The organism is Flexibacter flexilis DSM 6793 (assembly GCF_900112255.1).
Taxonomy (GTDB): domain Bacteria; phylum Bacteroidota; class Bacteroidia; order Cytophagales; family Flexibacteraceae; genus Flexibacter; species Flexibacter flexilis.
In genome coordinates this window covers 119,524-131,746 of record NZ_FOLE01000010.1, presented here as the reverse complement: position 1 = coordinate 131,746, position 12,223 = coordinate 119,524, and the positions used below count along the sequence as shown (strand labels likewise).

Here is a 12,223-nt window from a genome sequence, read left to right as displayed (position 1 = left end):
CTGGTGATATAAGAGTCCAAACGATAAATTACAAATACATAAATAAGCTGATAAGTCTGGTTCGGGAACATATTAAAAATCAAAGTGACCCAACTATGACTATTGAAAGGCTTTACCAACGTGTAAATAACATAAAAAGCAGCATAATTTCTTTTACTTTCTTAGAAAACAAAGCGAAAAAAGCAGAAGAGGAAATTGAAACGAAACGACTCAGTATAAACACTTTTGCTGCTAATATTGAGGAATATAAAACCCGCATAGCCGAGTTAGAGAAAAAAGCCAATGAAGTTATAGCCAAAGACAAAACCGTAAATAAGCTTATCAATGATGCTCAAGAAGCTTTAGAAGTAAATTCTGCACAAGGAATTAGTGCAGCCTTTGCAGCTCAGTACCAAGATATACAAACACGGAATAAATTCTTATGGATATTCAATTCATGGCTTGTGGGCGCGGCGGTTTTCGCTTTGGGTGCGATTATTACCATTTGGATTCTGATAAACCAAACAGAAGACAACATGGATAAACTATTGAGAATCCATAACACAATTACAGTTTATACAGAATATTGGGTGAGTATGTTGGTGGCGCGTATTACGGCGGTGGCCATTTCGTTGGCGGGAGCTACTTTTTGCGCCAAGCAATACATTAAGCAACAAAACATTGCCGAAGATTATGCCTACAAAGCCGTTTTGGCCAAATCTATCGTGGCCTTTACGGAAGAAATTAAAAGCCATGACCCAAGCAAAGCAGGCGAATATCTTACCAAAGTGCTGGACGAAATCCATAAAGACCCACTTCGCGGGCGCGACAACAAAGAAGACAGCAACGTAGGCATTGACCTTCAGGAGTTAATCAAAAATCTGATGGACAAAATCCCGACGAATAAACAAGGGTAGTTTTGTTGTATTTAGGTATTTTAGATGCCACGCCTACGGCGTTTCTGACCTTTGGGTTAATGGCTCATTGCTACAAAGATTACAATCCTAACGGATTGGAGGGAAACAACATCGCACAGAAACAATACAACATTAACAAAACGTTGATTTGCAACGTAAAGCGCAAAACAAAGCCGTTAGGCTTGTTATCTTGGTAGAATCCGCAACCAAACAACACAAACGACGAGTTGCAACATAAAGCACAAAACAAAGCCTTTGGGCTTGGTATCTTGGTAGAAATTGAAGCCGCACAACACACAAACACCGTAGGTGTGACATCTTACAAAACCACACGCGTTAATATATCACGCCTACTGCGTTCCTAATCTTTGGGTTAATGGCACGTTGCTACAAATATTACAATCTTAACGGATTGGAGGGAAATAACATAGCTCAGAAGCAACAACATTAATAAAACGTTGATTTGCAACATGAAGTGCAAAAAAAAGCCGTTAGGCTTGCCATCTTGGTAGAAATCTACAGCCGAACAACACACAAACACCGTAGGTGTGGTATCTTACAAAACCACACGCGTTAATATATCACGCCTACGGCGTTCCTAACCTTCGGGTTATGGCGCGTTGCTACAAATATTACAATCCTAACGGATTGGCAAGAAGCAACATAGCGCGGAAGCAATACAACATTAACAAAACGCCAATTGGCAACATAAAGCACAAAGCCGTTAGGCTTGCCATCTTGGTAGAAATCGACAGCCGAACAACAACACAAACACCGTAGGTGTGGTATCTTACAAAACCACACGCGTTAATATATCACGCCTACGGCGTTCATGACAATTTAGGTTAATGGCATATTGCTACAAAGATTACAATCCTAACGGATTGGACAGAAAACAACATCGCGCAGAAGCAATACAACATTAACAAAACGTTGATTGACAACATAAAGCACAAAACAAAGCCGTTAGGCTTGGTATCTTGGTAGAAATCGACAACCAAACAACACACAAATGACGATTTGCAACATGAAGCACAAAACAAAGCCTTTAGGCTTGTCATCTTAATAGAAATCGACAGCCGCACAACACACAAATGACGATTTGCAACATGAAGCACAAAACAAAGCCGTTAGGCTTGCCATCTTGGTAGAAATCGACAACCTCGCAACAACACAAACAACGTAGGTGTGGTATCTTCAAACAATCCATTCAAACAAAAATTTCTCATCATAATCAATCTGAAACTTTTGCAAAAAATCAATGTATTCGTCTCTAAATGTCTTTTTTTGATGGTGTATAGGCTGATTCAAAATATAATGAATGACGTTGTCCAACTGCGATTTGGAATACGAAAACGCTCCATACCCTTCTTGCCAAGCAAATCGCCCTTTCACAAAACCTTTCTCACTGATAAAAGCAGATGAATTACTTTTGATGTCGCGCACCAAATCCGCTACCGACATAGACGGCCTCAATCCTATCAGCAAATGTGTATGGTCTGACATACAATAAATCGCTAAAAGTTTTTGATTTTTGCCGCTAACAATGCCGCTCATGTATTTTTCCAACTCATCACGGAATGACTCTTTTATCAAATTTTCTCTACCTTTTACAGCAAAAACAATTTGTATATAAATCTGAGAATAGGTATTTGGCATAATTTCATTTATTCTAAAGTGAAAGCAATACAGATGTCACGCCTACGGCGTTTATTACGCTACAATCCATTATAAGCTACAAAGATACCAAGCCTAAAGGCTTTAACTTTACCACAAAAACAAATTAAATATAAATAAAACTAACAATATCAAAAAAATTAATACACCACGCCTACGGCGTTCCTGACCTTTGGGTTAATGGCGTATTTGCTACAAAGATTATAATCCTAACGGATTGGAAGGAAATAATACAGCACAGAAGCAATATAATATTTACAAAACGTTGATTTGCAAAACAAAGCCTTTAGGCTTGGTATCTTGGTAGAACCCAACCGCACAGTAACACAAACACCGTAGGTGTGACATCTTTGTTAAGTGTAATTTACAAAACAACTTTTGATTTATACCGAAATAAAAGCGATTTTCGCCCCTTCAAATACATTTTTTAGATGTCTGTATTAAAAAAATTAGCGGGCGAGGCTGCTCTTTACGGAATCAGTAGCATACTCGGACGTATGCTTAATTATTTGCTTGTGCCTTTTTACACGGCACTGTTCGTGCCAAGCGAATACGGCGTAATTACGAACCTCTACGCCTACGTGGCGTTTTTCAATGTGGTTTATACCTTCGGCATGGAAACAACGTATTTCCGTTTTGCTGCACGCCACCCCGACAAAGCCCAAGACTATTACGAAAAAGCCTTTACCATTGTCTCACTCATCAGCCTGAGCGTTTCAGCTTGGCTGATTTGGTGGTCTGCACCTTTGAGTAAAGTGATTCACTGCGAAGATTGCAGCTTCTATATCAGCGCGTTGGCCATTACGATGGCCGCCGACGGACTTTCTGCTATTCCGTTTGCGCGGTTGCGATTGGAGAAAAACGCCAAGAAATTTGTAACCGTGCGCATGGCCAGTATTTTCCTGAACGTGGCATTCAATATCTTGTTTCTGTATTTTGGTAAAAAAATGGCTTCGGGACATTGGGGCAGCGGCTTGGAAACGCTGGGACATTGGCTGTACCGCCCCGAAATTGGTGTGGGTTATGTCTTTTTGTCGAATATGTTAGCCAATTTATTGGCTTTAGTATTGCTGCGCCGCGAGTTAATACTTGCCAATTTCAATATTGATTTAGAGGCATTTAAACGAATGTTTCAGTATGGTTACCCGATTATGCTCATGGGTTTGGCGGGCATGGTCAGTGAAATGTTGGGGCGGCTCACGCTGGAATATTGGTTGCCCGAAGGCTTTTACAAAGGCCACAGCACGCAAGCGGCATTGGGTATTTATGGGGCTTGTTATAAGCTCTCCATTTTTATGCAATTAGCGATTCAGGCATTCAAATACGCCGCCGAACCATTCTTTTTTTCGCAGGCTTCCGACAAAAACGCGCCGACTCTTTTTGCCGACGTAATGAAATGGTTCATTGTGGCTTGTATGCTTATTTTTGTTGTCATAAATCTGAATATCAACTGGATAGCTCCTATTTTCTTGCGCCAACCTGCATATTTGGAAGGCATTAACGTAGTACCTGTGCTGCTGCTGGCCAATATGTTTTTGGGCGTTTATTACAATCTCACCACATGGTTTAAGCTCTCGGACAAAACGCATTACGGTTCGATTTTGAGCATTGGCGGCGCGGCGGCAACCGTTTTGCTAAACTTTTTACTTATTCCGTTGGCGGGCTATATGGGTAGTGCGGTAGCGACAATGCTTTGTTATGGGGGAATGGCAGTGGTTTGTTATTGGCTCGGACAAAAATATTACCCTATCCCTTACGACCTTCGGGCGGCTCTGTTCCATATCGGTTTGGGTGTGCTAATAGTGGGCATGAGCTGGGAAACGCGCCAATGGCCATTGGGAATGCACATTTTCGCTTCTCTGGTATTATTTTTGCTGTTCTTGGGTTCAATTGCCCTGACGGAACGCAACAGCCTCAACGCCATTCTAGCGCGTGTGCGACGCATGAAATAAAATTGGAGCAAGTTCCGTTGTAAGCTCAACTCCCCTCAAAACGCACCTTGATTTATGACAAAACAACTGAAATTTATTGTATTTTTTATTATTTTTGGTTTTTCGGCTAAAAGTCAAGTCGTAGTTCGAACTTTTCACAAAGACAAACCCAGTGCCTTGCGCGAAGAATACGGCATCGTTTCGGCCACCGACAGCACCCGCAACGGCCATTACAACCGTTATTACGAAGGCGGCGCGAAAGCCGTAGAAGGCTATTTCAGGGCAGGCAAAAAGGACAGCACTTGGACGGAATTTTACGAAAATGGCCAAAAGAAAATCACAACTCTGTACATCAACGGCCAGAAAAACGGTACATTTACCACTTATTCGCCCAAAGGTAGCATCTTAGAAAAAGCGTATTTCAAGAACGACAAACTCAGTGATTCGCTTATTACCTATTACGCCGATGGTCGCCTGAAAAGCAGAGGATTTTTTGTGCGCGATTCGATAGAAGGTTTGGCCAAAGAATATTATCAAAGTGGCATTATCAAACAGGAAATCAGTTATTTACGAGGCAGACCCAACGGCATTAGCAAAGAATATTATCCGAACGGAAAATTACACATCGAAGCTGAATACGTGAACGGAAAGCTGAGCGGTACATTCAAAACGTACTACGAAAGTGGACAGCTCGACACGGAATCATACAACCAGAATGGCAGCAAAAACGGCGGCTTCAAAACCTACGCACCTAACGGCCAACTCGTGCAAGATGGCAATTACAAAAACGGCGATTTGCACGGCGAAATAAAGGCTTGGTACGGCACAGGCGTACAGCGAAGCGTTTTGCAATACAACAAAGGTACACGCGAAGGAAAAGCCCTATATTTCTATCGGTCGGGCAAGCTCAAAGACGAATACCGTTTTTCTAACAAAGAAAAAGATTACAGCCTCAAGCATTACCACGATACTACGGGCTTTTTGGCACAAGAAACCGAATACAAAAACAAACAGCCATTTGGCAGTTGGAAGAATTATTACCCCAACGGAAAAATACAAAAAGAAGAACATTACAACGAGTTGGGCAAGCTGCATGGCAACAAATATTTATACGACAGTACAGGCCGCAAGCAAGCCAAAGAAATATTTGTAAATGGCTTAAAAGTAGGCACTTTTGAAACGTATTTCCCTGCATCGGGCAAGGTGGAAAGCCAAACTATTTATGTAAACAACCGCCGCCAAGGAGAATTTAAGGCGTGGCATGAAAGTGGAAAAGTACATATTACGGGACAATATTTGGCCGACACACAGCACGGAAAATGGCTGTACACGACCGAAGAAGGCAAGATTTACAGGATAGAGCAATACCGACGCGGCAACAAAGTTTCTTCTAAGGATTACGTACAGAAAACCAAATAGCTTGGCTTTTTTAATGAAATAAAATGTCAAAATTTTGCAAGGAATCTGCTAATTTTTTGCAAAGTTTTGACTTAAATCGTATGTTTGCATATAGTAGTATCTTTGTCTATTGAAACACTGGTTTGGAAAACTAAAAATTAGCTTTTATGAAAAAAATATTATTGGCAGCAAGTATGTTAGTGGCAGGATTAATGGGTTGTTCTCGTTACGATGACCCTTATGTTAGTGCTACATGTATGCCGTCGGTTATCAAAATGAATAGCAAAACGGCTTACAAATATTATTATACTGGTGTAACATTACAACGTGCTGAATATGTTTCTCTAGAAAATGATTCTATTATTTCTACAATAGATTACACTTACGAAAATAAATTATTAGTAAAAGCAGCCACAACTCCTACGGGTAAAAATAAGCCAACAAGCTATTCTGAGTACGAGTATAATAGTGGCGAAAAACTGGCAAAAGCAACAAATTTTGTTTTACAAGCTGACACTATTACTTATTTGCAAACAGGCTATAAAACATTCAATTACGACATAAAAGGTAACTTATTCCGCGAAACAACTTTTGATGGAACTTCGTCGGATTTGAAAGAACAACGTACTTACGAGTATGACGTACAAAATAATAAAACTAAAATGTACCTAAAAGTAGGTACAGCTGGCGAATACTACGCAGAGAGATATTTATATGACGATAACAAAGGTACTAAATCGGCATTTCCAGCTCCACTAAGAGGAGATAAAAATAATCTATTATTTATGGAACGCTACGATGCTATGGGAAAAGTAATCAAAGGTGCAAGATACACTTATGCTTACGCTCCAAATGAAACGCGTTATCCTGTAAAGTTCTATGATCCGCTTACCAAAGTAACATACGAAATTACCTATAACTGCCGCTAAGAAAATTTTATATCTTCAATAAAAAAGCCCCGATTTGATAAATCAGGGCTTTTTTATTTTTATAATGAATGATTTACAAATCTATTTTCTGTATAAAACTTAATACTAACTCGTGCATATCGCCGTCTTTGTCGGTCATTTTGATAAGCAACTGAGGGTTGTCTTGATTGAGGCGAGTCGTTACTTGTTCTATTTTATAATCAGGCAACCATTTTTGTATATCAGCCTGATTTTGCGCAAAAGCGTTACAAAACGAGGTTTCTATCTCGCTTGGATTATATATTAAAGTCTTCATGGTTATAATGATGGTGTTTTAGATTAATAATGGCTCAATTTCCACCAAAAAACTAAAACACGCAACTAAGCCATCTAAGTTTTAGCACGCAAAACTTACATTATAGTACTTCTCCGTACAAATCAAATTCCGTAGCATCCGTAATGCGCACTTGAGCAAAGTCTCCTTTGCGTACATAATATTTATCTGCACTTACAAGCACCTCATTATCAACCTCTGGCGAATCAAATTCCGTGCGACCAATGAAATAGCCGCCTTCTTTGCGATCGAATAGCACTTTGAAAGTTTGGCCGATTTTAGCTTCGTTCAAATCCATCGAAATACCTTGTTGCAATTCCATGATGGCATCCGAACGCTCTTGCTTCACCTCGGCGGGCACGTTGTCGGGCATCGAGTACGAATGTGTATTTTCTTCGTGCGAATAATTGAAAATACCTAAACGGTCAAATCGCATTTTTTCCACAAACTCGTACATTTCTTGGAAGTCGGCATCTGTTTCGTTCGGGTGCCCCGAAATCAAGGTAGTACGCAGCGCAATATTTGGTACTTTTTCGCGAATCGTCGCTACCAATTCTTCCGTTTTTTCGCGCGTAATACCTCTACGCATAAGTTTTAGCATATTATTTGAGCCATGTTGCAAAGGCATATCCAAATAATTGCAAATATTGGGGCGTTCGCGCATAATATCCAACACATCCAACGGGAAGCCCGACGGATAAGCATATTGCAAACGAATCCATTCAATCCCCTCTACATCAGATAGTTGCGCCAACAAATCCGCCAAATTACGTTTTTTGTACAAATCCAAACCGTAATACGTGAGGTCTTGGGCAATCAGAATAATTTCTTTTGTGCCATTTTTGGCCAAATTTTTGGTTTGTTGCACCAGCACTTCCATGGGTTGCGATTCGTGCTTGCCGCGCATGAGCGGAATTGCACAAAATGAACACGGACGGTCGCAGCCCTCGGCAATTTTCAGGTACGCATAATGCGAAGGTGTCGTGATGAGTCGCTCCCCAATCAGTTCATGCTTGTAGTCAGCTTTCAGGGTTTTGAGCAAACGCGGCAATTCATTTGACCCAAAGTACGCATCTACCGTCGGGATTTCTCTTTCCAAATCATCTTTATAACGATGTGAAAGACAACCCGTTACATATAATTTATCTATTTTACCTTCGTTTTTGGCATCCGCATAGCGCAAAATCGTGTCAATGGATTCTTGTTTGGCGTTGTCAATAAAGCCGCACGTATTGATAATCACGATGTTAGCATTATCTTTTTTGGCTTCATGCTCCACTTCAAAAGCATTGGCTTTGAGTTGAGTATAAATTTGCTCAGAATCTACTAAGTTTTTGGAACAACCTAAAGTAACAATGTTTACTTTATTTTTTACTAATCCTTTAGTTTTCATTTTGTTGGAATAAATGTTCGCGGGTCGCCGCCTCGCCTCTAAGGGCGCAAAGGTACAACGATACACCGCATTTTACCAAAATCTATCTTTTTCTCAACGAAAAAAGACTCACATATTTTCTACTATTTTCTTTCTCAAGTCCTTGTAATCCTGATTTTTAGGATTTTGTTTAATCAAATCCTCCAAATACATTTTTGCCTTCGCCAACTCCCCTACTTGCAACAAAATATTAATCCGATTCTCGTAAGCAAGCGTATAATTGGGGTCTGCTACCATTGCCTGTTCCGTTAGTTTCAAAGCCTGTTCATTTTGGCCAAGCGTCATCAGCAAAAATCCTTTATTGGTCAGAGCATCAGCGTGATATGGCTTGCGTTTTAAAATTTGGTCATATAACGCAATGGCTTTGGCATGATTTCCAGCCTCTGTATAAGCACTCGCCGCCGAAAAAAGTAAATTCAAATTGTCGGGCAAAAGTTCAAACGCCTTATCAAAATACGGTAAAGCCGAAAGGCCGCTACGCTGCCGAAGTTCGGCCAAATAGACCGCTTCCAGGCCATCGCTCAAATTTTGAGGCTGTATTTGCAAATAATTTTGAGGCAAAGCCTTTTTGCTTAAGCTATAATACCGCAATTGTTGTTGGGGTTCTAACGAATCAATAAAACCAGCTATTTTCTTCAAATACAGCGGGTTAGCTTCTGTAAGTTCATAATAATCCATGTAGGCGATGGCCAGCGTGCGCGGCGAAATCGTAGTATCCGAAAAGTTTTTGAATATCACTTGTCCTTTGAGGCTTGGAGCTTTAGCCTTTTTCGTTTTTTTGTCTTTATCCAAAACCCTAATAAAATGGTCGGTAGAACGCACGTGCGGAATGTCCGTAGTCCCGCTTTTTGCCAAATGACAACCTACGCAGTTATTGTGGTCAGTGGTTTTGGCCACACGTCCGCACAAAGGCAAATGTGCCTCACTCGAACTGCTGTGGCAAGACTTGCACTGCGCATTATAAGATACTAAAGAGTTGTCGGACAATGGATTGTGTGGATTATGGCAACTCGTACAATTTAGTTTTCCCGCCGATTGTATAAAACATTGGCTTTGTTGCAAACGCTCTGCATGCGAAGCAAAACCATATTGCTCTTTTTCATTGCTTACAGGAATTAGAACGTCCCAATATTTATTGAGCGGTTCACCTGCCCTGAAATCCGTCATTTTTTTGCCTTTTTTGGGAACAATCGTCCCTTCCAAATGACATTGGCGGCAAACATCTAACTGCAATTGCACCGAAAGCCGTGCAGGATTGACAATCGTGTGGTCAGCATGGCCTTTGGCTAATTTATTATCAGATTTTTGGCGAAAAGCCACATGCTCCGAACCCGCTCCATGGCATTTTTCGCAACCTATGCCCGTGCCCACAGCCGTAAATTTATTGACCGATTCGGGTACAAACGTAAAATCACTGTTATGGCAATTCATGCACTCCTGCGCAATAGAGCGATCAAAACGCGTGTTATTTCCATTTTGATAACCAGGACTCAAATCCCATATTTTTTTGTGAGAATACCATGTTAATGGCATTTCATAAAAATAATTATCAGGGGTTTGATATAGATAAGAACGCGCCTGATTGCCTGAGCCAATCACAAAATCAACTTTTTGTTCTCTGTAATGCGTCGTGTCTTTGCCATTGGTGGCGAGTCGAAATTCAGCCATCAGCATATTGGTGTCACGCCAAAACGCTACATAGCGCAGGTTTTTATATTTATCAAAAACTGCCTGATTATCAAATACTTCTATCACATTATTCCGCGAAGGCCGATGAAAAGCCTTGCCTTTTCCCGTATGTTGAAAAGAGTTATAAATGTCCTGATGACAAGAAATGCAGGTTTGTTTCCCGACAAAATGAGCCTGACGCGCCACTGTGTCTGTTGTGGCTACGGCCTTTTCTTTGCTTTCTGGCGCGTGCGTGCAGTACATAGCAAAAGTGGCCACAAACAATAACATTGCTGCGGCCAATCCAATTTTAGAAAACTTAGTCAAAATATATTTTCGTTTTTTTACAAAAAAATCTCTTTCACGTCGCAAGAAGAGGTAACGCCAATATCTTGGAAATGGTCTCTCAACCAATCTTCGGCCATTGCATGACCCAAGCGGCGGAGTTTTTGTAAAAACGTCCAATCCGCATTCATTTTAGTAGCTACACTCAAACGGCCCAAAGCCGCTTCAGGGTTAATATTATGAATGCGCAAATTACGCAATATTCCGTGCATATTGTAACCATCGGCGAGCATTTTTTGTACAAAATTCACGCGGCGCATTTCATGCATCAGGCTCGAATTGAAACTCAACGTATTAACGCGATCGCGAATTTCTTCCGCACTTTGTGGCACTTTGTCTATTTTGATAGGATTGATTTGTATGAGCAAAATATCGGCAGACTCCGCCCCGTCAATCAACGGAAAAATTGGCGGATTGCCCATATAGCCACCGTCCCAATAATGTTCGCCATCTATCTCTACGGCTTTGAACAAAAACGGCAAACAAGCCGAAGCCAGCACCGCGTCCACGCTCATTTCTGAAATATCAAACACTTTGGCGCGACTCGTGCGGACATTCGTAGCACAAACAAACAATTTCAGTGCCTTAAATTCTTTGAGCTTATCGAAATCTATTAGTTCTAAAAGCGTGTTTCTCAGTGGATTATAATCCATCGGATTGAATTGGTACGGAGAAAACAGCATCGAGTAAAAATCAAACATTTGGTAAATCGGCGAATAATCTAAGCGGCCATTTGCCAAGCGTTTGTCTATAAAACTGGGTTGCAACAAGCTGAAATGCTGATGTCTGGATATTTTTCGCCAAAATTTTTCCAGCAAATCTATTGCCCCTTGTCGTCCGCCAGATTGGAGGCCATAAGCCACCACCACGGCGTTCATTGCACCTGCACTCGTCCCGCAAAGGGCTTCTATTTCAATGCGGCCATCTTCTAAGATTTTCTCCAAAACGCCCCACGTAAATGCACCGTGTGCACCTCCTCCTTGCAGAGCCAAACTAATTTTTTTTGTGAGATTACCTACTTTAAAGGCTTTTTGATGTGCAGCCAATACTTCTTCTTCGTACACAGCAGCTAAGCTGTCCGCGTAACTATTGTTGTGATACTCTTCCATTCTATCAATCTAATAACATACTAAGCCAAAGGCCGTTCTAATATAACAAACGTTTGCCAAATTTCGTTCAAACAAATAGCTATATTTCAAAAACAATGCACACCGATTGAAATACAAAGGATTATACGAAAAAAAAACAGACCGTAATAAGTACGGTCTGTTTTTTTTGTTCCTTAAAAAATGTAGTGGAACTAATTGGCACTATAATATTGACTTTAAAAATTTAACTCGCTTGAAGAACTGAAAACAGGTAATCAATAAAAATTAAATCAATAGAGGCAATCAAGGCAACAAATTAGATTCTTGATACATTGATAGCGTTTGGTCCTTTTTTACCTTCCTTAATCTCGAAAGAAACGCGATCGTTCTCACGGATTTGGTGGATAAGGCCACTTACGTGAACAAATACATCTTGTTTAGAATCATCTGTAACGATGAAACCGAAGCCTTTGCTCTCGTTGAAAAATTTTACTGTACCAGTTTTCATAAAATAAAAGAAATGAATTAATTAACTGATACAAATGT

At 40.5% G+C, this 12,223-nt stretch carries 10 protein-coding genes; 4 read left to right on the top strand and 6 right to left on the bottom strand.

What is annotated here, in order from left to right; genetic code table 11:
- Window positions 1-95 precede the first annotated feature (95 nt).
- Window positions 96-896: a hypothetical protein gene (locus BM090_RS15205; protein WP_143084001.1), complete on the top strand. Its 801-nt coding sequence runs from the start codon at window positions 96-98 to the stop codon at window positions 894-896.
- A gap of 1,197 nt (window positions 897-2,093) precedes the next feature.
- On the opposite strand, the gene tnpA is transcribed toward BM090_RS15205, so the two are convergent.
- A complete protein-coding gene (gene tnpA, locus BM090_RS15200) occupies window positions 2,094-2,555 on the bottom strand; it encodes an IS200/IS605 family transposase (protein ID WP_091515299.1) in 462 nt (153 codons plus the stop codon).
- 449 nt (window positions 2,556-3,004) lie between these two features.
- On the opposite strand from tnpA, the gene BM090_RS15195 reads away from it, so the two are divergent.
- The 3 genes from BM090_RS15195 to BM090_RS15185 all read left to right on the top strand — a co-directional run bounded on the left by BM090_RS15195 (window position 3,005) and on the right by BM090_RS15185 (window position 6,831).
- Entirely contained in the window at window positions 3,005-4,525 is a 1,521-nt protein-coding gene (locus BM090_RS15195) for a lipopolysaccharide biosynthesis protein (protein WP_091515296.1), read from the top strand.
- Between the two features lie 54 nt (window positions 4,526-4,579).
- Window positions 4,580-5,923, top strand: a complete 1,344-nt coding sequence (locus tag BM090_RS15190) for a toxin-antitoxin system YwqK family antitoxin (protein ID WP_091515293.1) — start codon at window positions 4,580-4,582, stop codon at window positions 5,921-5,923.
- A gap of 173 nt (window positions 5,924-6,096) precedes the next feature.
- Window positions 6,097-6,831 carry a hypothetical protein gene (locus tag BM090_RS15185; RefSeq protein WP_221405411.1) on the top strand — a complete coding sequence of 245 codons (735 nt, stop codon included), beginning with the start codon at window positions 6,097-6,099 and terminating at the stop codon, window positions 6,829-6,831.
- Between the two features lie 73 nt (window positions 6,832-6,904).
- Here the strand turns inward: BM090_RS15185 and BM090_RS15180 are convergent, their stop codons facing one another.
- The 5 genes from BM090_RS15180 to BM090_RS15160 form a co-directional block, all read right to left on the bottom strand.
- A complete protein-coding gene (locus tag BM090_RS15180; RefSeq protein WP_091515285.1) occupies window positions 6,905-7,126 on the bottom strand; it encodes a hypothetical protein in 222 nt (73 codons plus the stop codon).
- Window positions 7,127-7,226: 100 nt separating this feature from the next.
- The gene (gene rimO / locus BM090_RS15175; protein ID WP_091515282.1) at window positions 7,227-8,537 is read right to left on the bottom strand and encodes a 30S ribosomal protein S12 methylthiotransferase RimO; all 1,311 of its coding nucleotides are present in this window, start codon (window positions 8,535-8,537) and stop codon (window positions 7,227-7,229) included.
- Between the two features lie 108 nt (window positions 8,538-8,645).
- On the bottom strand, window positions 8,646-10,571 hold the full coding sequence (locus BM090_RS15170) for a tetratricopeptide repeat protein (protein WP_143084000.1): 1,926 nt from the start codon (window positions 10,569-10,571) through the stop codon (window positions 8,646-8,648).
- 17 nt (window positions 10,572-10,588) lie between these two features.
- The gene (locus tag BM090_RS15165; RefSeq protein ID WP_091515276.1) at window positions 10,589-11,698 is read right to left on the bottom strand and encodes a patatin-like phospholipase family protein; all 1,110 of its coding nucleotides are present in this window, start codon (window positions 11,696-11,698) and stop codon (window positions 10,589-10,591) included.
- A 295-nt stretch (window positions 11,699-11,993) separates the two neighbouring features.
- Window positions 11,994-12,185, bottom strand: coding sequence for a cold-shock protein (locus BM090_RS15160; protein ID WP_091515274.1), 192 nt, complete (start codon window positions 12,183-12,185; stop codon window positions 11,994-11,996).
- Window positions 12,186-12,223 lie beyond the last annotated feature (38 nt).